The sequence below is a fragment of the Herbaspirillum sp. GW822-FHT03A08 genome, assembly GCF_058801885.1.
Window position 1 is genome coordinate 57,609 of the sequence record NZ_JBXANR010000004.1, and the last position, 23,520, is coordinate 81,128.

The following is a 23,520-nucleotide window of genomic DNA, read 5'->3' on the forward strand; positions in this document are numbered from 1 at the left end:
ACTCCGCGAAAATCGACCAGCAGGCCGGGCCGGGCGCATCCTGGCGAGTCCGGCCTACTCGTCATAATCTATACAAATAGCAGCTATTTGACGCGTGTTATCTGCAGATCGGCGCCATCCTCGCCGCATCCCTCCACCATAAATTCATGGAATACTAAAGTCCTGTTTTTTCATTATGTTTCATATCTGGCTCTCCCTATACTAGCTTCAACAAGTAGTCCGGCAAGCCTGCGCAAACGGTCAAACGACAAGAAAAACCGGCGCAAAAACAAGTAGAGAAGTCGTCCGCAAAAAACTGAATCGTTTTGTTGTACAGACAAAGCGGCAGACTCGTCACGACAACTCCGGCTGCCGGATCGATACGCTTTTATATCGGGAGACCCGCTCGTGAGTTCTTTGAGTTCGACATCATCTGCGCAACCACGTCCGCAATTGCGGCCGCAGTTAAAACACTTCATCAACGGCGAATTTGTCGCCAGCGCCAACACCTTCCGCAACATCTCGCCGGTCAACGGCAAACACATCGCCGACGTCTGCGAGGCCGATGCGAACAACGTCGACGCCGCCGTCAAAGCTGCGCAAGCCGCCCTCAATGGCCCTTGGGGCCGCATGACCGTCTCCGAGCGCGCAGCCATGCTGCACAAGATCGCCGACGGCATCCAGGCGCGCTTCGATGAATTCGTTGCGGCCGAAGTGGCCGACACCGGCCGCCCTGTGCATCAGGCGCGCACGCTTGACGTCGCACGCGGCATCGCCAATTTCCGCACCTTCGCCGATCTGGCAAAGACCGCCAACACCGACCTGTTTCAGAGCGAAAGCGCCGACGGCCTCGGCGCCCTCAACTACACCGTGCGCAAACCGCTGGGTGTGGTCGGCATCATCTCTCCGTGGAATCTGCCGCTGCTGCTGTTCACCTGGAAAGTCGCTCCTGCGCTGGCCTGCGGCAACACCGTCGTCGCCAAGCCGTCGGAAGAATCCCCCTCCTCGGCGACGCTGCTGGCCGAAGTCATCCGCGACGCCGGCGTACCGCCGGGCGTGTTCAACCTGATCCACGGCTTCGGCGGCAACTCGGCCGGTGAATTCCTCACGCGCCATCCGGACATCGACGCCATCACCTTCACCGGCGAATCGAAAACCGGCAGCACCATCATGAAGGCCGTCGCCGACGGCATGAAGGAAGTCTCTTTCGAACTGGGCGGCAAGAATGCGGCCGTGGTGTTCGCCGACGGCGACTTCGATGCCGCCGTAGCCGGCGTGATGCGTTCGTCCTTCACCAACTCCGGCCAGATCTGCCTGTGCTCGGAACGCGTCTACGTCGAACGCTCTATCTTCGATCGTTTCGTCGCGGCGATGAAAGAAAAGACACAAGCACTGAAGATCGGCTATCCCGCCGAAGACAACGTCGACATGGGCCCGCTGATTTCGCACGGGCATCGCGACAAGGTGCTGTCCTACTACCGCCTCGCCGTCGAAGAAGGCGCAATCGTGGTGGCCGGCGGCGGCATCCCTGCATTCAATGACGAGCGCGACGACGGCGCCTACGTACAGCCGACCATCTGGACCGGCCTGCCCGACAACGCGCGCTGCGTGACGGAAGAAATCTTCGGCCCGGTCTGCCACATCGCGCCGTTCGACCGCGAAGACGAAGTTATCGGCCGCATCAACGACAGCGACTACGGCCTCGCCTGCGCCATCTGGACCTCCGACCTCAAGCGCGCGCACCGCGTTGCGCCGCAGATCGAAGCCGGTCTGGTCTGGGTCAATACCTGGTATCTGCGCGACCTGCGCACGCCCTTCGGCGGCGTCAAGCAATCGGGACTGGGACGCGAGGGCGGCCGCTATTCGCTGGACTTCTATTCGGAAGTCACCAACATCTGCATCAAGCTGTGAGCGAGGCTGAGATGAACACGATCAAGAACAATCGCGTCTGCATCCAGTCCGACGCCATTCCCGCGCCGCGCTTTCGCTACAGCCCTTGTGTGCAGATCGGTCCCGTGGTGCAGGTATCCGGCATGGTGGCGCTCGATGCCGCCACCGGCAAGCTCGCTGAAGGCGGACCCGGCGCCGAAACGCGCACCATTCTCGCCAACCTGCAAAAGGCGATGCCCGACTACGACGTCACGCTGGACGACTTGCTGATCGCGCGCATCTTCACTACACGCTTCGACGCCTTTGCCGAGATCAACGCCGCGTGGGAAGAAGTCTTCACAGCCGAAGTCATCCCACCGGCGCGCACCACGGTCGGCGTGGTCGCGCTGCCGCTGGGCGCTACTGTCGAAATCGAATTCTCTTTCGTCCAATCCTGAGGACTCTTTGAAGATCAACCTATGACAACCGCAATCGAACAAGCCGCAGAGCGTCTCTGGCAAGCACATGCAACGGCACAGCCCTGCGACCCGGTGCGCGACCTGATCGGCGCGACCGACGTTGAAGCCGCCTACTCCGTCCAGCAACACAACACCGCGCGCTGGATCGCCCAGGGCCGCCGTCTGGTGGGCCGCAAGATCGGCCTGACCTCCAAAGCCGTACAGAAACAGCTCGGCGTCGATCAGCCCGACTTCGGCATGCTGTTCGCCGACATGTGCGTAGCCGACGGCGAAGCCATCGACATCGCGCGCATCCTGCAACCAAAGATCGAAGCGGAAATCGCGCTCGTCATCGAACGTCCGCTGAACCACGCCAAGCACACCGTGGCCGACATCATCAACGCCACCGCCTACGCCCTGCCGGCGCTGGAAATCGTCGGCAGCCGCGTCGCCGGCTGGGACATCCGCCTGACCGACACGATTGCCGACAACGCCTCGAGCGGCCTGTTCGTACTCGGCTCGCGTCCGGTCAAGCTGGCTGATTTCGACATCGTCAACTGCGGCATGCTGATGGAACGCCGCGGCGACCAGGTGTCGATCGGCGCCGGCGCCGCCTGTCTCGGCAATCCGCTCAACGCCGCCGTCTGGCTGGCCGACGTCATGGCGCGCGTGGGCAATCCGCTGCAGCCGGGCGACATCGTCATGACCGGCGCGCTCGGCCCGATGGTGGTGGCCGCCGCCGGCGACGTCTTTGACGCGCAGATCGAAGGACTCGGCCGCGTCAGCGCGCTCTTTTCGGAATAACGGCAACATTTAAGGAAGCAGCATGAGCACAGAAAACAATCAGCGCGTCGACGTCGCCATCATCGGTTCCGGCAACATCGGCACCGACCTGATGATCAAGGTCCTGCGCAATTCGAAGCATCTGAGCATGGGCGCCATGGTCGGCATCGATCCGTCCTCAGACGGTCTGGCGCGCGCAGCCCGCATGGGCGTGACCACCACCCACGAAGGCGTACAGGGTCTGACGAAACTGCCGGGTTTCGGCAAAATCAAAATCGCGTTCGACGCCACCTCCGCCGGGGCCCATGCCGAGCACAACCGCATCCTGCAGGAACACGGCATCCAGGTCATCGACCTGACGCCGGCCGCCATCGGCCCTTACGTGATTCCGGTGGTCAATCTGCAAGAACATCTCGACAGCCCGAACATCAACATGGTCACCTGCGGCGGCCAGGCGACCATCCCCGTGGTGCGCGCCGTGTCGCGCGTGGCGACCGTACATTACGCCGAGATCGTAGCGTCCATCGCCAGCAAGTCCGCCGGCCCCGGCACGCGCGCCAACATCGACGAATTCACCGAGACCACCTCGAAGGCCATCGTCAGCGTCGGCGGCGCCGCACGCGGCAAGGCCATCATCATCATGAATCCGGCCGAACCGCCGCTGATCATGCGCGACACGGTGTTCTGTCTGGCCGATGCCAGCGCCAATGAAGACGAGATCCGCACTTCCATCGAAAAGATGGTGGCCGACGTCGCCGCCTATGTACCCGGCTATCGCCTCAAGCAGCAAGTGCAGTTCGACCGCATCCCGGCCGATCAGCCGATCAACATCCCAGGTCTCGGCAAAGTCGGCGGCCTTAAGGTATCGGTGTACCTCGAAGTCGAAGGTGCGGCGCACTACCTGCCCGCCTACGCCGGCAACCTCGACATCATGACCTCGGCCGCCATGGCCGCCGCCGAGAACATCGCCGCGCGTCTGGCGAATTAAGGAAATTACGCTCATGCAAAACGACAAGAAAATATATATCTCCGACGTCACGCTGCGCGACGGCATGCACGCCATCCGCCATCAGTATTCGCTGGAACACGCAGTCGCCATCGCCAAGGAACTCGACGCCGCCAAAGTCGACAGCATCGAAGTCGCCCACGGCGACGGCCTGTGCGGATCGAGCTTCAACTACGGCTTCGGCGCACACACCGATCTGGAATGGATAGAAGCCGTCGCCGGCGTGCTGCAACATGCGCGCGTGGCGACTTTGCTGATCCCCGGCATCGGCACCGTGCACCACCTCGACGCCGCGTATTCGGCCGGTGCGCGCACCGTGCGCGTAGCGACGCACTGCACCGAAGCAGACGTCTCTAGACAGCACATCGAACATGCACGCAAACTGGGCATGGACACGGTCGGTTTCCTGATGATGTCGCACATGACGACGCCGGCTGCTTTGGCGCAGCAAGCCAAGCTGATGGAATCCTACGGCGCACAGTGCGTGTACGTGGTCGACTCCGGCGGCGCGCTGTCGATGCGCGACGTCGCCGATCGCTTCAAGGCATTCAAGGACACGCTCAGACCCGAGACCGAAACCGGCATGCATGCGCATCACAATCTGTCGCTGGGTGTGGCCAATTCCATCGTCGCGGTGGAACACGGCTGCGACCGTGTCGACGCATCGCTGGCCGGCATGGGCGCCGGCGCGGGGAACGCACCGCTGGAAGTGTTCATCGCCGCCGTCGACCGCCTGGGCTATCAGCACGGCACCGAATTGTTCACGCTGATGAACGCCGCCGACGATCTGGTTCGCCCGCTGCAAGACCGTCCGGTGCGCGTGGACCGCGAGACACTGGCGCTCGGTTATGCCGGCGTGTATTCGAGCTTCCTGCGCCATGCCGAAGCGGCGGCGAAACGCTATGGCATCGCCGCCGTCGACATCCTGGTCGAACTGGGCCGCCGCCGCATGGTCGGCGGTCAGGAAGACATGATCGTCGACGTTGCGCTGGACCTGCTGGAGCAACGCAACGCAAACAAGGTGGCGGCATGAGCGCGGCCAGCCTGCAAGCCTTGGCGACCACGCTGGACGCCGCTGCGCGCGACCGCCATGAAGTCGATCCGCTGACGCCGAAACATGCATTCTCGCTGGATCAGGCCTACCACATTCAACGCGCCTCGATCGCCCAGCGCCATGCGCGCGGCGAAAAACCGATCGGCATCAAGCTCGGCTTCACCAGCCGCGCCAAGATGATCCAGATGGGCGTCGACAGCCTGATCTGGGGTCTGCTGACCGATGCCATGCTGCGCGAAGAAGGCGGCGTAGTCGACCTCGGCGATTTCATCCATCCGCGCGTCGAACCGGAAGTCTGCTTTCTCACCAGCAAAGTGATTGATCGTCCGCTGACGCTGCTCGAAGCCGGCAACTATCTGGAAGCCGCGGCGCCGGCGATGGAAATCATCGACTCGCGCTATCGCAACTTCAAGTTCACTCTGGAAGACGTGGTGGCCGACAACTGCTCGTCCGCCGGCCTGATCGTCGGCGCGTTTTCCGATGATGTGCGGGACTTGCGCTCGCTGATCAACCGCGGCGTGGCGATGCGTTTCAACGGCCATGCGGTCCAGCTCGGCAGCACCGGCGCCATCCTCGGCAATCCGCTGCGCAGCATCGTGCAGGCATCGCAATTGCTTGCCGCTGCAGAGATGTCGCTGCCGGCCGGTTCGCTGATCATGGCTGGTGCGGCGACAGCGGCCGAAGCCCTGCGCCCCGGTTTGCATGTCAGCACCGACATCGGCGGCCTGGGCCGCGTTGAATTCTTTACCGGGAAACAATCATGAATCAACTCACCCTGAACACCCAGGCCAAACTGGTCGAAGGCAAGGCGCTGCCGCGCGGAAAATTTCCGCACGTCAAACGCGCCGGTGATTTCCTGTTCGTTTCCGGCACCAGCTCGCGCCGCCCGGACAATAGTTTCGAAGGCGTGGAAGTCGACGAGATGGGTACCACCAAACTCGACATCAAGGAACAGACGCGCGCCGTGATCGAAAATATCCGCGGCATCCTGCACAGCGTCGGCGCCGAGCTGTCGGACGTGGTTGAAATCTCGACTTTCCTCGTCAACATGAACGACTTCGGCGGCTATAACGAGGTATACGGGGAATACTTCGATTACGATGGACCTACACGCACGACGGTGGCGGTGCATCAGTTGCCGCACCCGCACTTGCTCATAGAAATCAAGGCCATCGCTTACAAACCAAAATAGGGAGACAGCATGTACGAAACTCATCTCACCGTCCTCCATGAGTGCGAACGCGACTATTTGGGAGGTAGTGCAAGGCGCGTCGCGCAGCCAAGGGGGGCTCCCCTGGCAAGCGGCGCAACGCAGCAATACGCCCAAATAGTCCGTTCCCTCCGGGTTCTTGCCAGACGGAGCGCTGGCTGCGTTGCACTCCTTGCCAGCGCTCCGTCTGGCAAGAACGCATCTCATGGAGGACGGTGAGATGAGTTTCCGCTACGGCATGCCACTTAACTTCAAGAAATGGCTGGACGATCACGCCGATCGCCTCAAGCCGCCGGTCGGCAACCAGCAAGTCTGGCAAGACGCCGACTTCATCGTGACCGTGGTGGGCGGGCCGAATCAGCGCACCGATTTCCACGACGATCCGCTGGAAGAATTTTTTTACCAGTTCAAGGGCAACGCCTATCTGAACATCATGGACAACGGCAAGGTGGAACGCGTCGATCTCAAGGAAGGCGACATCTTCCTGCTGCCGCCGCATGTGCGCCATTCGCCACAACGTCCGGAGCCGGAGAGCCGCTGCATGGTCATCGAGCGCCAGCGTCCGGAAGGCGTGACCGACGGTTTTGAATGGTATTGCCTGCAATGCAATCACCTGGTGTATCGCGTCGAAGTGCAATTGAAGAGCATCGTCGCCGACCTGCCGCCGCTGTTCGAACGCTTTTATGGCGACGCCAGCCTGCGCCTCTGCAAACACTGCGGCGCCACGCATCCGGGCAAGCACGCGCACACCTCACAACCAACCCAAATAACACAACAAGGGGCGAAACCTTGAGCAATGCACAACCGCAAGTGATCGATATTCACTCGCACTTTTTCCCGCCGATTACTCAGGCCGAAGCCGCCGCACTCGATCCTCACGCTGCGCCCTGGCTGCAAGTCAAGGACAACGACCACGGCATGATCATGACCGGCAGCAAGCCGTTCCGCCCGGTGTATTCCGCGCTATGGGATCCCGCGCGCCGCATCGCTGAAATGGACAAGGCCGGCGTCGACCTGCAGATCATGTGCGCCACGCCGGTGATGTTCGGCTACAGCTATCCGGTGGAACAGGCGCTGCCGTGGGCGCAACGCATGAACGACTACGCCATCGAACTGTGCGCACATGACCCGAAGCGCCTGAAGACGCTGGCGCAGGTGCCGCTGCAAAACATCGACGCCGCTTGCCTGGAAGCCTCGCGCGCCAAGAGCATCGGCCACATCGGCGTACAGATCGGCAACCATCTCGGCAGCAAGGATCTGGACGACGCCGACATGCTGACCTTCCTCACGCATTGCGCCAACGAAGGCATTCCGCTGCTGGTGCATCCCTGGGACATGATGGGCGGCGAGCAGCGCATGAAAAAATGGATGCTGCCCTGGCTGGTCGCGATGCCGGCGGAAACCCAGCTCGGCATTCTGTCGCTGATTTTGTCCGGTGCTTTCGAACGCCTGCCGAAGTCGCTCAAGATCTGCTTTGCGCATGGCGGCGGCAGCTTCGCCTTCCTGCTGGGCCGTGTCGACAACGCCTGGCGCGAGCGCGACATCATCCGCGAGGATTGCCCCAATCTGCCGTCGTCCTACGTCAATCGCTTCCACGTCGACTCGGCCGTGTTCGACAGCCGCTCGCTGGAGTTGCTGGTGGACATCATGGGTGAAGAGCGCGTGATGCTGGGTTCGGACTATCCATATCCGCTGGGCGAACAACAGGTCGGCCAACTGATCCGCGATACCCGCTTCAGCGCGGCGACGCATGCACAGCTGTTGGCGGGCAATGCGCGGAAGTTCTTCGGCATCTGATTGTTGGAGATGTCCGGCGCAGTGCATAATGCTGCGCCGAAGAAAACAGAAATAACAGAAGTGACTGAAGCAGCCGCAACATCATCAACAACAGCGGCGGCTTGAAGAGAAAGTTAATCAGGGAGACAGAAAATGCAACATAGCAGCGACCACTTTCAGGGCATTGTCGATCAGGAAAAGGGGTTGCAACGCAGTTTGAGCAGCGCCCAGATGTCGATGATCGCCATCGGCGGCGCCATCGGCACCGGCCTGTTTCTCGGCAGCGGATTTGCGATCGGCTTCGCCGGTCCGAGCGTTCTCATCAGCTATGCCATCGGCGCCGTCATCGCGCTGCTGCTGATGGGCTGCCTGGCCGAGATGACGGTGGCGCATCCGACCTCGGGGTCCTTCGGCGCCTATGCCGGCTACTACGTCAGTCCCTGGGCCGGCTTCATGGTGCGCTATGCCTACTGGGCGTCGATCGTACTGGCGGTCGGCACTGAGGTGACAGCGGTGGCGCTGTACATGCAATACTGGTTTCCCGGATCGCCGGCGTGGCTGTGGATCGTGCTGTTCTCGGGCGCGCTGATCGTCGTCAATGCGCTGAGCGTAAATATCTTCGGCTTCATCGAATACTGGTTCTCGATGATCAAGATCGTCGCCATCGTCGGCTTCATCCTGCTGGGCGCGTACATCGTCTACGGCGCGCCGGCCGACGGCCCGATCGGCTTCAAGAATTATGTGGCGCACGGCGGCTTCTTCCCCAAAGGCTATTGGGGCACCTGGGTGGCGGTGATCGTGTCGATCTTCAGCTACCTCAGCATTGAGATGATCGCCGTCGCCGCCGGCGAAGCGAAGGAGCCTGAAAAAGCCATCACGCACGCATTCCGCGCCGCGATGTTTCGTCTGGTGATTTTCTATCTGCTGACCCTGGCGCTGATGCTGGCGATCCTGCCGTGGTCGTCGGCCGGCACCGACAAGAGCCCGTTCGTGCTGGTGATGGAAGCGATCCATGTTGCAGGCGCGCCCGGCATCATCAACTTCGTCGTGCTGATCGCCGCACTGTCGGCCATGAACAGCCAGCTCTACATCACTACCCGCATGATGTTCAGCCTGTCGCGCGCCGGCTATGCTTCGCCACAGTTCGGCAAGGTCAGCAAGCGCGGCGTGCCGGTGCGGGCGCTGGGTCTGTCGTGTATCGGCATCGCCATCGCCACCGCATTGAGCGTGTTGTATCCGAAGGCCTCGTTCACGCTGATGATGTCGGTGTCGATGTTCGGCGCGATGTTTACGTGGCTGATGATCTTTGTGACCCACTTCTGCTTCCGCCGCCGCTGGAGCAAGGAAGGCGGCCGGCCGCTGGCGTTCCGCATGTGGGGTTTTCCGGGTCTGACCTTGCTGGGTGCGCTGCTGATGGTGGCGATCATGGTGACGACATATTTCACCGATGAGTTCAAGGCAACGCTGCTGTCGGGTATCCCGTTCGTGGCATTGCTGAGCGTGATCTACTTCATCTGGTATCGCAAACCCGTGAAGCTCTGAGTTGCCCCTCCCCACAAAAAAGCCGTGAAGCGATTCACGGCTTTTTTTGCGAATAACGTTCAGGTTACAACCAGCGAACCCGACATGCTTTCATGGCCGGAGCCGCAGAAGATGTCGCAGTAGAAGGTGAATTCGCCGGTCTTGTCCGGGACGAACCGCAACTTGGAGACCTTGCCCGGCAGCATGTCGGCCCGTACGCCAAAATCCGGCGCATTGAAACCCATCGGGATATCGAGACTGGTCAGCTCCAAGGTCACCGGCACGCCTTTCTTCAGCGGGATGACGCTCGGCGAAAAATCGAATCGTTTGGCCGTTACCTTGATGATACGTTCCTTAGGCTGAGCCACGGCAATCGCCATCGCCCCCAATCCGCCTGCCGCGCAGCCGGCCAGCAACAGCCGGCGCTTTTTATCGATCTGGTTCATGATTTCGCCGCTCCTACGGCCAGTTCGGTGAGGATGTATTCGGTGTTGCGCGGACGCGGCTCCGGCTTCACGGTCCGCACGCCAAGTCCGTGATACGGATGCGCGGCATCCCAGGCCAACGGTGTGCGCTTGGGTTGCGAACCCGGCGCCGGCAGCGGGAAGATCAGCGACTTCGCGGAGTGATGCGCGATATGGCCGGTCATGTGATGGTTTTCCTGATGGATGTGGCCGTAGAACACGGTGACATTGGAATACGGCATCAGCAGCTCCACCGCCTTGGCGCCGTCGCGCGTGGCCCAGTCCCATTGCGGGTACAGATCGAACAGCGGACGATGGGTGAACACCACGATGCGGGCGTCGGCCGCCTGCTGTTTCAGATCGGCGGCCAGCCAGGCGAGCTGTTCGTCGCCGATGCGTGCAGCCGGATCGGAAACATTGTCCAGCACGATGAAGTGCACGCCCTTGTGGTCGAAGGTGTAATGCGTCTTGCCGAAGAATTCCTGATAGGCCTTGCCATTGTCCAGTGCGGCATCGTGCTCGCCGGGCATGAAGTAGACCTTCTTCACATTGAGCCCGGCGACAATGTCGCGGAACTGGGTGAGCCGCTGGCGGCGCTCACGTGGATCGTCCGTGGTGTGCGTCAGGTCGCCGGTGAAGACGATGAAATCCGGCACCTGCTCCAGGCCGTTCACGGTAGCGACGGCCTTCTGCAAAGTGCCTTTGGCGTCAGGATTGACGTCGCCTTCAAAACCCCAGTGCGTATCCGACAGCTGCACGAAGAAAAAATCTTCCGCCGCGGCAACGCTGCCGGAAGAACCGGCCCCCTCCGCCGCGCTTGCCCACCCGCTCAACCCTGACGCAAAGATGACGCCGCCCAGCCCGGCCAGACGAAGAAAGCTGCGCCGGTCGACGCTGCTGTTTGCGGCATTGCCGATGACACTATTTGTGCCGTTGTTCGTATCATTGTTACTATCGTTGCCCATGACGTCCTCCTAGGTTGGACCGATCACCTGATCGATACAACCTAAACCGCCGTCATTGAAGATTTATTCCCATTATTTTTTTCGCCTTATCGGGAATAAAAGAAAGGTATTTCCAGTCTCGTCTTCATAACCATGGAAGCGCGTGCATGACCGACCCGATAAAGAACAGACGATTTCACATGCTGGTGATGCCGCATCTGAATTCGGCCTTCAACCTTGCCTGCTGGCTGACGCGCAGCCGCCACGATGCGGAAGACCTGGTGCAGGAAGCCAGCTTGCGCGCTTTCCGGTTTTTCGATGGATTTCACGGCGAGGACGCCCGCGCCTGGCTGCTCACGATTGTCCGCAATACCTTCTATACCTGGTATCAGGACAATCATGCGCAACAGCAGAACACGCACTTTGACGAGGAGTTTCACAGTCTTGAGACAAGTGATGCCGCTGACATGCACTACCGCGACAACAACCCGGAGAAGCTGCTCTTGCGCAAGGACAGCGAGCGCCAGCTTCAGCAGGGACTTGCCGCGTTGCCGCTGGAATTCCGCGAGGTGATGGTCATGCGCGAACTGGAGGATCTGTCGTACAAGCAAATCGCCGGCATCGTCGGCATTCCGATCGGCACGGTCATGTCGCGTCTCGGCCGCGGCCGCAAGCTGCTGGCAAAAATTCTTGCTCCGGCAAATCAGGGGGAATGATGGAACACAGCGAAATCATGGAGCTGCTGCCGGCCTACGTGGACCAGGAGCTCGGCATCGCAGAGACGCTGGCCGTACAACGCCATCTGGACACTTGCACGGAGTGTCAGCGCGAATATGCCGAACAGTCGGCATTAAGCAAACGCGTCCGCACTGAAACCGCATACTTCAAGGCGCCGCCGGATCTGGCCGCCCGCATCGCTACGCATATTCCGGACACCTTGCCGCAGGACAAGCCGCGCCGTATCAGCCTGCCCGGCTTTTCCGCAAGCTGGGGGCTCAGCTCAAAACTGAGCTGGCTGCAAATTGGTACGGCGATGGCGACCTTGCTGGTCGCGGTCTGGAGCGCCGGCCTGTACCTCAACCTGCCTACGGCGGACGACCGCATCACGGAAGAAGCCATCTCCAACCACGTGCGCTCCTTGCAGGCCGACCATCTGACCGATGTCGTCTCCACCGATCAGCATACGGTGAAGCCGTGGTTCAACGGCAAGCTGAATTTTGCTCCGACGGTGATCGATCTTGCGCCGCAAGGCTTTGTGCTGGAAGGTGGCCGGCTCGATTACCTTGACGGTCACCCGGTCGCGGCGCTGATCTATCGCCGCCAGAAGCATCCCATCAATCTGTACATCTGGCCGGCCAACGGCAAGGACGCCGGACCGAAGGCCGAGAGCAGCCGCGGTTATCACGTAGTGCGCTGGACTGCGGACGAGATGCACTACTGGGCAGTGTCCGACGTGGAAGAGAGCGAATTGCTGAAGTTCTCGGGAATTTTGCGCCTGGCGACGCATCAATAAACCTGTCCGCCGATATACCCCTGAAAGCCGTGACGCCCGTCGCGGCTTTTTTCTGTGCAACATCGCGGAAAAACCGCTTGACCGTGATTTTCTGCGTACACTACTATTTCAGGCACGCTTCGGTCAGGACAGGAAGAGCCGGAGCAAAAAACAAATAAGAACCAAAGCAAAGACAAGCAGCCGATCCTCCGGCAAGCATTTCCTTATCAGCCCCATCACCAGCCTTACCAGCGTCACCAGCAAGCGCAGCATCGTTGCAAGTTGTAGAAAAAGCGGCATACCGGCTATCTATCCATACCGGGCAGTAAAAGCAGCCGTCCATCAGACGGTATAAAAACAGCAGTATCGCAAAGACAACCAATCAGGAGGAGCAACAGATGAACGTCACCAGGACAGCTATCGCGGCGACCGTGGCCGCCGCATTTGCAGGGGGATTTGCCGCACCGGCGGCAGCGCAGATTTCAGGAGATGTGGTCAAGATCGGCATCATCACCGACTTGTCGGGCGTCTATATCGACATCGACGGCCAGGGCGGAATCGAAGCGATCAAGATGGCGATTGCCGACTTCGGCGGCACGGTCAATGGCAAGAAGATTGAACTGGTCACTGCCGACCATCAGAACAAGGCCGATATCGCTGCCTCCAAGGCGCGCGAATGGTTCGACCAGCAAGGCGTGGACATGCTGATCGGCGGCACCAATTCCGGCACCAGCCTGGCCATGGCCAAAGTGGCCGGCGAAAAGAAAAAGACCTTCATCGCCATCGGCGGCGCAACGGCACGGCTGACCAATGAAGAATGCACGCCCTATACCATCCACTACGCCTACGACACAGTCGCGCTGGCCAAGGGCACCGGCTCGGCCATCGTCAAAAACGGCGGCAAGAGCTGGTACTTCCTGACGGCCGACTATGCCTTCGGTGCCTCGCTGGAGAAAGACACTTCCGATATCGTCAAGGCCAACGGCGGCACGGTGGTGGGTGCGGTCAAGCATCCGCTGGGCGCGTCGGACTTCTCCTCCTTCATGCTGCAGGCGCAGGCGTCGAAAGCACAGATCCTGGGGCTGGCCAATGCCGGCGGCGACACGATCAATTCGATCAAGGCCGCCAACGAGTTCGGCATCAACAAGACCATGAAGCTGGCCGGCCTGCTGATGTTCATCAACGATGTGCACGCGCTGACGCTGCAGGTGACGCAAGGGATGTACCTGACCGACGGCTGGTACTGGGACATGAATCAGGAGACCCGCGACTGGTCCAAGCGCTACTTCGCCAAGATGAAGCGCATGCCGTCGATGCTGCAAGCGGGCGACTATTCGGCGACGATCCAGTATCTGAATGCAGTCAAGGCCAGCGGCACCGACGATCCTGACAAGGTGATCGCGCAGATGCACAAGACCAAGATCAACGACTTCTTCGCCAAGAACGGCTACATCCGTCCGGATGGCCGCATGGTGCATGACATGTACCTGATGGAAGTGAAGAAGCCGTCCGAGTCGAAGTATCCGTGGGATTACTACAAGGTGGTGCAGACCATTCCGGCGGAACAGGCCTGGACTACCAAGGCGGAGTCCAAGTGCGCGCTGTGGAAGTAAAGTCCCTGTAACAAGCCGACCAGCCTGCCGGCGGCATGTCCGTCGGCCAGTCGACTCTTCGCTGTCGTCCCCGCGACCGCCGGGACCCAGTGTCGTGACAACGGTTGATACGACGCTGGGTCCTGACTTTCGTCAGGACGACGGCGCGGTGGTGCTTGCAATGCGGGGCTGACGCACTGAAGCGCACGCCTGCCGACCGAACCTCCAGCGCTGATGCCTCCTACGCCCCGCCCTACGCCTCTCTCCTGCCGCGAGCTTATTTCACGCCGCATTTTCCTTCTTATTTCTTGTTCAGGCTCATGATCCAATGCGCGAAGCGCTCCGCTTCGGCTTCGGTCAGACCGGTGTTGGGCGGCATCGCCATCGTGCCCCACTTGCCGCTGCTGCCTTCGAGCATGCTGTGCTTGAGTTTGGCGATGGCGTCCTTATCCTTCCCGTAGCGTGCGGCGACGTCGTTGAATGCCGGACCGATCAGTTTGCTGTCCATCTTGTGGCAGACACGGCAGCTTTCTTCGGCAGCCGATGCCGCCATGCCGGCGACTGGTGAAAGCAAGACCGGCAGAGACAGTGCGATGAACAGGACGGTGTGAAACTTCATGATGGTCTCCAAAAAAAACGGACAAAAAAAGTGCCATTCAGCTTCGACACTGAATGGCACAAGCTCAAGAGAAGGACAAAGAATGAACTTCCTTAAAACGGATCCCGTAAGATCCTTACTGCATGCGGCGGGACGTCATCCATTGCAATGAACGGCGCCCACCTCATTGGTTGCTGCTCAGCTTTTACTACCCGTCTATTGCGAGCGTAGATAGCTGGCTTTTATTTCTTCGGCATGCCGAATACAGGTTTCCCAAGCGGTGGTACCGACAAGGTGTAGATACCGTGGTTGGAGAACACCCACACCAGATTGCGGTCCCACTCGACGAAGATGCTGTGCACCGGATTCGGCAGAGCACGGATCGATTGTGTCTGTTCGTCCTTGGTGTGACGCGACGGGTCGATCATCTTCGGCACGAAGTAGGCGGCAATGGTCGGATTCAGCGGATCCTTCACGTCAAACATCTGCATGCCGGCGTTGTAGTACGAGTACGGCATGTAGCGCGGGCTCGGCGTTCCTGGCTGGATCTGAGCGTAACCGCTGCGCTTCGGACCGAAGCTGCCGCGACGCTGGCAGAAGTCGGTGAACGGCGCATCCTTCGGCGGCACTGGTGTCGGCAGTGTGTTGACGATCTTCGGATTCTTCGGATCGCGCACGTCGATCGAATAGATCGCCTTGAGCGGTTCGTAGCAGTCCTCAGTCATCGGATAGCCGCTGTAGTAGACCATGCCGGTCGACTCGACCTTGGAGACGTCAATGTTGTCGCCTTCGGTGCCGGTGACGCTGACAGGCATGTCAATGTGCGCGACTTGCTTCATGTTCTTCGGATCGGAGATATCGATCACGTAAAAGCCGAAGCCGCCCATCGCTGCGTAGCCGTACTTGCCGCCCTGCTCAACCGGTTTCGGAATGAACAGCGGCATGCGCGAACCCATCCACGAGGTCTTGTTGCCGGCACGAGGATTTTTCTTGTATTCCTCTTCTTCACCGAGACGCGAACCTGGCGCCCACCACATCGACAGACGTTTCGGATTGCTTGGATCGGAGACGTCGAACGCCAGCTGGCCGCCGGTGTACAGATAGTTCTTGTACTCCTGGTTGGCGAAGCTGTTGTCCGGCGCACCGGCGACGAACAGGTACTGATCGCCGTTATAGACCGGCACGTCCTGACAGCCGGAACCTTCCTGCGGCTGCTGTTGCGCCGAGTGGTAAGGATCGAGCGAGGTTTCCGACAGCAGCTTCCAGTCGGTCCACTGCGGGCTGGTTACTTCGAAGATGCGGAAGCCGCGCAGCATCTGACGCTCGCGCACACGCTTGACTTCGTCCGGCTTGGTGTACTTGTTGGAGAGCAGGCCGTAGCGTGTGATTTCGTAGCACTGCACCGCGATCATCTTGTTCAGCTTTTTGTTGAACTTGACGTTGAACGGGCCGAACTGATGTTCGCCGGCGCGGGTGTTGAAGGTCTTCTGCTGCACCACCTTGATGTCATGCGGGTCGGTGATGTCGAACAGGTTGTACATCCAGGTTTCGTAGTCGTACAGGTAGCGGCGGCCGTTCCAGTCGAACGAGGCCTGCCAGCTGTGGCCTGCGCCGGCGACGTAAGGCGTGAAGTTCTCGACCTTGACGTTCTTTTCGTATTGATTCAGATCCAGGTAAGGCAGACTGCCTTCCACCGGATGCGCGCCGTAGGCATCAGGCGCCATGTCCGGGCTCTTGAATTTGCCGGTGGACTTGTCATAACCCCAGGTGCCTGGCACCGGGTAAGCCGGCTCGCCCGGCAGCAACGGATGCTGCGGCATCGCCTGCGGCGCATCGGGCGCGTTCAGGTTGACGCCGCTGCGCGGTTGCTGCGCGTGGGCAGACATCGACATAACAGCCGCGCCGGCCAGCAGCGCAACGATCGTGCTGAGTTGGAAAAATTTTGTTTTCATGACTCCTTCTTTCATTTAAACACCTCCTTGAATCTGGTCGGAGCCGGCCTGCGCCGGCTCCTCTTTACCGCGTGTCAGACGTAAAACGTCAACACGTCAGGACATCAGAACGCGTGGCGGATACCCAGCTGGATACCGCTGTTCGGCGCCGGCGAACCGCTGCTGTTGAAGGTCATCGGGTATGCCACGGTCGTGTTGTTCTTTACGTTGATACGGCCGTAGTTAGCGTACAGGTCGGTGCGCTTGGACAGGTTGTAGCCGTAGCCGAGCAACATGCCTTTGGCGTCTGACATGGCGACGTTCTTGTCATCCTTCTTGACCACGAAGCTGGCGAAGACGCGATGACGATCGGTGATCTGCCAGCGCATGCCGGCTTGCGCATCCCAACCGCTGGCATTGAAGCCGACGTACGGCGGGTAGGCGTAGTAGCCGTTGTAAGTGTGATAGATGAAGGTCGGCTCGAACGAACCGAAGCGATACGCCAGCGCAAAATAATTGTCGCGCGAGCTGAGGATGTTGGAACCGAAGACGTTCTTGTTGTACTTGAGGTCGCTGACGGCGCCGGCGAACAGCGGGCCTTCGCGATATTCAACGGCGGTGCTGACGTAGCGGCCGTTGCTGGTGCCGTCTTCCTGGCCGGCGGTGACCATGAAGCGGCCCATGAAACCACCCACGCGGGGGGTGTTGTAGGCCAGCGAGTTGTTCTCGCGATACGGGGCATAGAAGAACTGCATGTTGCTGACGATACTGTAGTCAGCCGACCAGCTCGGATCGGCATAACCGGCGATCCAGTACGACGGGGTGTTTTGACGGCCCATGGAAATCGTACCCCAGGGTCCGCTCAGACCGACAAACGATTGACGCGGTGTCGGACCGGTGCCGTTGTCGGCGGAAAATTGCATTTCATGCGTGAAGAAAGCCTTGCTGCCGCCTCCCAGATCTTCGTCGCCGCTGAAGACAATGCGCGAAGCATTCAGGCCGCCGCTGGAAATACGGTAAGTACTGTTTTTTGGCGTCGACAAGCGCTCCAGATTGATATCGACGAATCCTGAAATCTTTACGCCGTCTTCGGCATGGACCACTCCGCTTGCTCCCGCCAGCAACAATGCGGACGCAACTGCACCTTTGAGTTTCATCACTACTCCTCCCTGTTAATTTTTACCCACTGCGATTTATTTCTATCTCGAGAGCGTCAATTCCCATCTCCTTCTGTCGAGGTGATTGGGGACAACCGGGTAGCGCCGGCATCGAGGCCGGCGCGTCAAAATTGGACTACTAAAAACTGCTAACTATTTCTGATCAGGTCACTGCCTTCTTGGTGAGGAATTTGTCCTGATTCCACTCGCCGCTTTCCATGATCTCGGCGATTGCCTGCACGGTGTCGTAGACGTTGGCGAAGCTGACATACAGCGGCGTGAATCCGAAACGCAGAATGTTCGGCATCCGGAAGTCTCCGGTGATGCCGCGCGCGATCAGCGCCTGCACGATGGCGTAACCTTGCTCATGCGTCAACGACACCTGGCTGCCGCGCACCGCGGAATCGCGCGGCGAAGCCAGGCCGAACTTGTAAGGCGTGAGCTTTTCATCGACCAGCTTGATGAACAGTTCGGTCAGTGCGACGCTCTTCTTGCGCAGCGCGCTCATTTCGATGCCGTCGAAAATTTCCAGCGCCGATTCCAGCGACAGCATCGACAACAGCGGCGGCGTGCCGCATTGCATGCTTTCGATACCTGGCGCCGGCTCGTAGCCGAGCACAAATTCGAAAGGACGCACGTGACCGTGCCAACCGGATAGCGGCTGGCGCATATCCTTGTGATGACGTTCCGCGACGAACACGAAGGCCGGCGCGCCGGGGCCGCCGTTCAGGTACTTGTAGCCGCAGCCGACCGCCATGTCGGCCTTGGCCGCGTTGAGGTCGACTTCCACGGCGCCGGCGCTGTGCGCCAGATCCCACAAGGCCAGTGCGCCGACGGCGTGGGCCTTGGCAGTGATTTCCTGCATCGGATAGATCTGGCCGGTGCGATAGTTGACGTGGGTCAGCATGACCACGGCGACGCTGTCATCCAGAGCGGCGAGGACCGCTTCCGGAGTCGAATCGACGTAGCGGATTTCGAGGTTGAAGATTTCCGCGACACCCTGCGCGATATAGAGGTCGGTCGGGAAATTGCCGCGCTCGCTCAAGATGACCTTGCGCGCCGGATTCAGGCGCACGGCGGCGACCAGCGCCTTGTACAGGTTGACTGAGGTGGAGTCGGCCACCATGACTTCATCCTTGCCGGCGCCGATCAGACGTGCAACTTGTCCGGCCACGCGCTTGGGCAGGTCGATCCAGTTGGCGTCGTTCCAGGAGCGGATCAGGCCGTTGCCCCATTCCTTGACCATGATTTCCTGCATGCGCGCCGGCAAGTGCCTGGGCATGGCGCCCAGCGAATTGCCGTCGAGATAGATTTCCCCCTCCGGCAGCGCGAACTTCTCGCGGCATGCGGCCAGCGCATCTTGCTGGTCCAGCGTAATACAGTCCTGTCTTGTTACCATGTCGATTCCCGAATCTAAGAAATGCCTGTACCGAGCTGCCTGATGGCGAGCATCTGCACGGGTCCTGCTGAGTTGTCTGTCTTTTTTGTATTTTTGCCGGCTGGAGCCGCTGTCCGTGCTGCTTCAGGCCAGCCTGACTACATGCGGCTCAGTATGAAGTGACGGGGGGATAAGCGAAAATGAATAATTGTGCGTCTGTTATTCCGTTAATTTATAGTCAGATACATATAGCGATCATGCAGTGACTATCGGCCCCGTTGTCTGCCCTGCAATAGGGCAATCGCCCCGCAAACCGCTTGGGCGCTGAATGATAAAGCATTTGAGCCATCGCTTGACTCGCGTTTGACGCTGAAAAACAGCACAATCCGGAGAAAACAACGCCCGGCACCGGCCAAAGCCATTCAGGGTTGACGCAAACCCATGATTTCATTGTATAATTTCGGACTTTTCACCCCCCGGCAAGTGATCGACAATCGGGTCAAGAAGCAAGACGACCGACGAAGTGATGATTGGCTACCATTAATTTTTAAGGCAAAAAATGAAACAAGGCATCCACCCAGATTACCGCGAAGTTCTGTTCCACGACGTTTCGAACGACTTCAAGTTCATCACCCGTTCGACTATCGGCACTCGCGAAAAGGCTGAATTCGAAGGCAAAGAATACCCACTCGTGAAGATTGAAGTTTCTTCCGAATCGCATCCGTTCTACACCGGCAAGCACAAGATCGTTGACACCGCTGGCCGCGTTGAGAAGTTCCGCCAAAAATTCGGCACAGTCGGCTCCAAGACTGCAGTCGCGGCAGAATAATCTCTGCACGATGTCAAAAAAGGCAGCTCAGGCTGCCTTTTTTGTTTTTTGCCCGGCGCATACGGGTGAACTGTCTCATCTGCCTCAACCGGGGCGTATTCGTCCCTATGGCCGTTACGGTCAAATACAACTTTTAACAGGGTTTTGCTGCACAATATCGCCTGCAAACTTGTCGACAAAACGATACCCTGAATTTGCACTCCAATAGTGCATCAAAACTAAACAAGAGCAATAACACCTTGATGAAGCCAGTCCGTCTCCCTGCCGCTGCGACCAATGCACTGCCTCGCTGGGGCCTGCTTGCAATCGGCCTGCTGTATATCCTGCCGGGCCTGATCGGTCGCGACCCGTGGAAGAACGATGATGCCGCCAGCTTCGGCATCATGTGGACCATGGCGCACGGTAATCTGATGGATTGGCTGGCGCCGAATATCGCCGGCATGGCGATGCCGGCGGAAAGCCCGCTGGCCTACTGGTTCGGTGCGATCTGCATCAAGCTGTTCGGCTGGTTGCTGGGCGATCCGCTGGCGGCGCGCATTTCGACCGTCGCCTGCTTCCTGGTCGGCTCGCTGTCGATCTGGTACGCCACCTATCTGCTGGGCCGCCGCAATGAGGCGCAACCGCTCAAGCTGGCCTTCGGCGGCCAGCCCGAACCGCGCGATTTCGGCCGCACGCTGGCGGATGGCGCTTTCCTGATTTATCTCGGCTTCCTCGGCCTGCTGCTGCACAGCCATGAAACCAGCGCCAAGACCATGCAGATCGCGCTGGTCTCTTATGCGCTGTATTGCTCGACGCGCGTGTTCGACACCAACAAACTTGGGCATGCCCTGATGCTGGGCGCCACACTCGGCCTGCTGGTGCTGACGCATGGCTGGATATTGCCGAGCGGCCTGCTGCTCGGCTTGCTGGTGCTGTCAGGCCTATATTACCGTCCCGTGTTCAAATCGCTGCTGGGCGTATCGCTGCCGGCCGCCGTGGGCATCTGCTTGATCTGGGTGCTGTCCATCCGCGCCTTGCTGCCGGAAGCCAGTGCGCAATTTTCGACCTGGCTGAGCTGGAATATCTATCAGTTGAACTGGCCGACCATGGCCTCGCTGAAATTCTTCCTCAAATACGGCGTCTGGTTCGCCTGGCCGGCATGGCCGTTTGCCGGATGGGCCGTCTATGCCTGGCGCCGCCAGCCGCATTCGCTGCATATCTCGCTGCCGCTGGCATTCTTCATCCCTCTGACCTTACTGGTGCTGCTCAACGTGCACAGCGAAGAAGGCATTCTGCTGCCGCTGCTGCCGGCGCTGGCCATTCTCGCCGCATTCGGCCTGCCGACCATGAAGCGCGGCGCCATCAACGCGGTGGACTGGTTCTCGGTGATGACGCTGACCACCTGCGCAGCCTTCATCTGGATCGGCTGGATCGCCAAGGAAACCGGCTGGCCGGCGCAGATCGCCAAGAACGCCTACAAGCTGGCGCCGGGCTATCAACCAGGCTTCAACATGATTGCGCTGGCGATTGCCGTGATGACGACCGTTTTCTGGATCCTGCTGGTGCACTGGCGCATCTCGCGCCGTCCGTCGGTGCTGTGGCGCGCGGTGGTGCTGTCTTCGGGAGGCGTGGTGCTGTGCTGGGTGCTGCTGATGACCTTGTGGCTGCCATGGGTCAACTACGGCAAAAGCTACGCCGGCGTCGCGCAGCAGATCGAAGAAAAAATGTCGGCCGTGAAGCAATGTGTGGAGTCCAACGTCGGACCGGCGCAGCGCGCGTCGTTCGCCTACTTCGGCCACGTGCGTTTTGAAGACCGTCCGGACATGCGTTGCGACTTTCTGCTGCTGCAAGACAGTATCGATAATCAGAACGCCGAACAGATGTTGCGCCAGTACCAGGGCAACTGGCAATTGCTGTGGGAAGGCCGCCGTCCGTCCGACCGCGACGAGCGCTTCCGCCTGTATCGCCGCATTGGGCGATAATTGAGGGCAGCGCGCAGCAGATCACCGTCTGCTGCGCATCGGTCGGATCAGACGTCCGTACCGACGTCCCGGCTGCCTCCAAGTCAAAAGAGAATAGAAAGAAAAGAGAACGCAGGCTTCCGCAAGAGGCCTGCGTTGATCGTTTATCCGCATGAACCAACGCTTCCACACCTTCCGCATCGCTTCGCTGGCCTGGCCCATCCTGATCGGCCAGTTGGCGCTGATCGCCAACGGCGTGATCGATACCGCCATGGTGTCGCGCTTTTCGGCGATGGATCTGGCTGCGCTGGCGCTGGGCGTGTCGATCTATGTGAGCGTCTTCGTCGGCCTGTCGGGCGTGCTGCAGGCGCTGTTGCCGATCATCGGCCAGCTCTACGGCGCCCGTCGGCTGGAGGATATCGGCCGCGAAGTGAAACAGGGACTGTGGCTCGCACTCTTCCTCAGTTGCATCGGCTGTCTGGTACTGGTGTTCTCCCCTGCCTTCCTGTCCTTCGCGCAAGCCTCGCCCGAACTGGCAGAAAAGGCCACGCTCTATTTGCGTATCGAAGCGCTGGCGTTGCCGGCGACGCTGGGCTTTCGCGTCTATGCAGCACTCAATACCGCGATTGCGCGACCCAAGATGGTCATGGCGATCCAGATCGGCGCGCTGCTGTTGAAAATTCCGCTCAATGCATGGTTCATCTTCGGCGGACTCGGCTTGCCGGCGTTCGGCGGCCCGGGCTGCGCCATCGCCACCAGCCTGATCGCCTGGCTGATGCTGCTGACCGGCTGGATGCTGGTGCGCAAGGCGCCGATCTACCGTGAGCTGAAGGTCTTCGGCAGCGGCTTCATCAAACCGCAATGGGCTGCGCAGCGCAGTTTGCTGAAGCTGGGCATCCCGATGGGCCTGAGCTATTTCATCGAAGTCACGGCTTTCACGCTGATGGCGATCTTCATCGCGCGCCTGGGCGCGGTCGCCGTGGCCGGACATCAGATCACCGCCAACGTCGGCACGGTGCTGTACATGCTGCCGCTGTCGCTGGCCAATGCGACCGGCACACTGGTGGCGCAAGCCATCGGCGCGCGCGACTGGCGCATGGCAAAGACCATCTCCCGTGCCGGCATCCGGCTGTCGGCGATTCTGTCCGTACTTATTGGCGTGATCGTGTGGTTTGCGCGCGAAGACATCATTCGCGCCTATACGCCGGATGAGGTGATCATCGCCTCTGCCTTGCCTTTGTTCCTGTTCATCGCCTTCTATCAGTTGTTCGACTCCCTGCAAGTCACGACCGCATTCGTATTGCGTGCGTACAAGGTCGCGGTAATTCCGACGGTGATCTATGCGGTGGCGCTGTGGGGCGTGGGACTAGGCGGCGGGTACATCCTGGGGCTGGCCCCCTTCGGGTTGTCGCCGACGTGGCTGCATGGCGCAGCGGGATTCTGGCTCGGCAACAGCGCCAGCCTGGGTGTGGTGGCTTTCTTCCTGATCTGGTATTTGCGCGTGGTGCAGCGGCGCATTGCTGTCGCCAACGAATAAAG

The 23,520-nt window shown here is 60.0% G+C and carries 22 protein-coding genes; 16 read left to right on the top strand and 6 right to left on the bottom strand.

The window, feature by feature from the left end; translation table 11 throughout:
* The first annotated feature begins 396 nt into the window (after positions 1 to 396).
* The 10 genes from AC1RN6_RS13435 (at position 397) to AC1RN6_RS13480 (ending at position 9,677) form a co-directional block, all read left to right on the top strand.
* Positions 397 to 1,890, top strand: a complete 1,494-nt coding sequence (locus tag AC1RN6_RS13435) for a 2-hydroxymuconic semialdehyde dehydrogenase (RefSeq protein WP_493006444.1) — start codon at positions 397 to 399, stop codon at positions 1,888 to 1,890.
* Positions 1,891 to 1,901: 11 nt separating this feature from the next.
* Positions 1,902 to 2,306, top strand: a complete 405-nt coding sequence (locus AC1RN6_RS13440; protein ID WP_493005949.1) for a RidA family protein — start codon at positions 1,902 to 1,904, stop codon at positions 2,304 to 2,306.
* 21 nt (positions 2,307 to 2,327) lie between these two features.
* Positions 2,328 to 3,110 carry a 2-keto-4-pentenoate hydratase gene (gene mhpD, locus AC1RN6_RS13445; protein ID WP_493005950.1) on the top strand — a complete coding sequence of 261 codons (783 nt, stop codon included), beginning with the start codon at positions 2,328 to 2,330 and terminating at the stop codon, positions 3,108 to 3,110.
* Between the two features lie 22 nt (positions 3,111 to 3,132).
* Positions 3,133 to 4,077 (top strand): acetaldehyde dehydrogenase (acetylating), encoded by a 945-nt coding sequence (locus AC1RN6_RS13450; protein ID WP_493005951.1) that lies wholly within the window; start codon positions 3,133 to 3,135, stop codon positions 4,075 to 4,077.
* Between the two features lie 13 nt (positions 4,078 to 4,090).
* Complete coding sequence (dmpG, locus tag AC1RN6_RS13455; RefSeq protein WP_493005952.1) at positions 4,091 to 5,128, top strand: 4-hydroxy-2-oxovalerate aldolase; 1,038 nt, start codon at positions 4,091 to 4,093, stop codon at positions 5,126 to 5,128.
* Entirely contained in the window at positions 5,125 to 5,913 is a 789-nt protein-coding gene (locus AC1RN6_RS13460; RefSeq protein WP_493005953.1) for a 2-keto-4-pentenoate hydratase, read from the top strand. The genes dmpG and AC1RN6_RS13460 overlap by 4 nt, the downstream gene beginning before the upstream one ends.
* Complete coding sequence (locus tag AC1RN6_RS13465; protein ID WP_493005954.1) at positions 5,910 to 6,341, top strand: RidA family protein; 432 nt, start codon at positions 5,910 to 5,912, stop codon at positions 6,339 to 6,341. Before AC1RN6_RS13460 ends, AC1RN6_RS13465 begins: the two co-directional genes overlap by 4 nt.
* A 238-nt stretch (positions 6,342 to 6,579) precedes the next feature.
* The gene (locus tag AC1RN6_RS13470) at positions 6,580 to 7,152 is read left to right on the top strand and encodes a 3-hydroxyanthranilate 3,4-dioxygenase (protein ID WP_493005955.1); all 573 of its coding nucleotides are present in this window, start codon (positions 6,580 to 6,582) and stop codon (positions 7,150 to 7,152) included.
* The gene (locus AC1RN6_RS13475; protein ID WP_493005956.1) at positions 7,149 to 8,156 is read left to right on the top strand and encodes an amidohydrolase family protein; all 1,008 of its coding nucleotides are present in this window, start codon (positions 7,149 to 7,151) and stop codon (positions 8,154 to 8,156) included. Before AC1RN6_RS13470 ends, AC1RN6_RS13475 begins: the two co-directional genes overlap by 4 nt.
* A 132-nt stretch (positions 8,157 to 8,288) precedes the next feature.
* Positions 8,289 to 9,677: an amino acid permease gene (locus tag AC1RN6_RS13480; RefSeq protein ID WP_493005957.1), complete on the top strand. Its 1,389-nt coding sequence runs from the start codon at positions 8,289 to 8,291 to the stop codon at positions 9,675 to 9,677.
* A gap of 59 nt (positions 9,678 to 9,736) precedes the next feature.
* Here the strand turns inward: AC1RN6_RS13480 and AC1RN6_RS13485 are convergent, their stop codons facing one another.
* On the bottom strand, positions 9,737 to 10,102 hold the full coding sequence (locus AC1RN6_RS13485; RefSeq protein ID WP_493005958.1) for a cupredoxin domain-containing protein: 366 nt from the start codon (positions 10,100 to 10,102) through the stop codon (positions 9,737 to 9,739).
* Positions 10,099 to 11,085, bottom strand: a complete 987-nt coding sequence (locus AC1RN6_RS13490; protein WP_493005959.1) for a metallophosphoesterase family protein — start codon at positions 11,083 to 11,085, stop codon at positions 10,099 to 10,101. Before AC1RN6_RS13490 ends, AC1RN6_RS13485 begins: the two co-directional genes overlap by 4 nt.
* Before the next feature lie 146 nt (positions 11,086 to 11,231).
* Here AC1RN6_RS13490 and AC1RN6_RS13495 point away from each other — a divergent pair, with 146 nt between their 5' ends.
* From AC1RN6_RS13495 to AC1RN6_RS13505, 3 genes are all read left to right on the top strand, one after another.
* Positions 11,232 to 11,780, top strand: coding sequence for a sigma-70 family RNA polymerase sigma factor (locus tag AC1RN6_RS13495; RefSeq protein ID WP_493005960.1), 549 nt, complete (start codon positions 11,232 to 11,234; stop codon positions 11,778 to 11,780).
* Positions 11,777 to 12,577 carry an anti-sigma factor family protein gene (locus tag AC1RN6_RS13500; protein WP_493005961.1) on the top strand — a complete coding sequence of 267 codons (801 nt, stop codon included), beginning with the start codon at positions 11,777 to 11,779 and terminating at the stop codon, positions 12,575 to 12,577. Before AC1RN6_RS13495 ends, AC1RN6_RS13500 begins: the two co-directional genes overlap by 4 nt.
* Positions 12,578 to 12,954: 377 nt before the next feature.
* Positions 12,955 to 14,169, top strand: a complete 1,215-nt coding sequence (locus AC1RN6_RS13505) for an ABC transporter substrate-binding protein (RefSeq protein WP_493005962.1) — start codon at positions 12,955 to 12,957, stop codon at positions 14,167 to 14,169.
* 280 nt (positions 14,170 to 14,449) lie between these two features.
* Here the strand turns inward: AC1RN6_RS13505 and AC1RN6_RS13510 are convergent, their stop codons facing one another.
* The 4 genes from AC1RN6_RS13510 to kynU all read right to left on the bottom strand — a co-directional run bounded on the left by AC1RN6_RS13510 (position 14,450) and on the right by kynU (position 19,233).
* Complete coding sequence (locus AC1RN6_RS13510; protein WP_493005963.1) at positions 14,450 to 14,767, bottom strand: c-type cytochrome; 318 nt, start codon at positions 14,765 to 14,767, stop codon at positions 14,450 to 14,452.
* A 221-nt stretch (positions 14,768 to 14,988) separates the two neighbouring features.
* Positions 14,989 to 16,698 (bottom strand): LVIVD repeat-containing protein, encoded by a 1,710-nt coding sequence (locus AC1RN6_RS13515; protein ID WP_493005964.1) that lies wholly within the window; start codon positions 16,696 to 16,698, stop codon positions 14,989 to 14,991.
* 104 nt (positions 16,699 to 16,802) lie between these two features.
* Complete coding sequence (locus AC1RN6_RS13520; RefSeq protein WP_493005965.1) at positions 16,803 to 17,834, bottom strand: porin; 1,032 nt, start codon at positions 17,832 to 17,834, stop codon at positions 16,803 to 16,805.
* A 163-nt stretch (positions 17,835 to 17,997) separates the two neighbouring features.
* Entirely contained in the window at positions 17,998 to 19,233 is a 1,236-nt protein-coding gene (gene kynU, locus AC1RN6_RS13525) for a kynureninase (protein WP_493005966.1), read from the bottom strand.
* Positions 19,234 to 19,771: 538 nt separating this feature from the next.
* Between kynU and AC1RN6_RS13530 the strand changes: the two genes are divergently transcribed.
* From AC1RN6_RS13530 to AC1RN6_RS13540, 3 genes are all read left to right on the top strand, one after another.
* Positions 19,772 to 20,041, top strand: coding sequence for a type B 50S ribosomal protein L31 (locus tag AC1RN6_RS13530; protein WP_007876624.1), 270 nt, complete (start codon positions 19,772 to 19,774; stop codon positions 20,039 to 20,041).
* A 242-nt stretch (positions 20,042 to 20,283) separates the two neighbouring features.
* Complete coding sequence (locus tag AC1RN6_RS13535; RefSeq protein ID WP_493006445.1) at positions 20,284 to 22,002, top strand: ArnT family glycosyltransferase; 1,719 nt, start codon at positions 20,284 to 20,286, stop codon at positions 22,000 to 22,002.
* 151 nt (positions 22,003 to 22,153) lie between these two features.
* Positions 22,154 to 23,518: an MATE family efflux transporter gene (locus tag AC1RN6_RS13540; RefSeq protein ID WP_493005967.1), complete on the top strand. Its 1,365-nt coding sequence runs from the start codon at positions 22,154 to 22,156 to the stop codon at positions 23,516 to 23,518.
* The last annotated feature ends 2 nt before the right edge of the window (positions 23,519 to 23,520 follow it).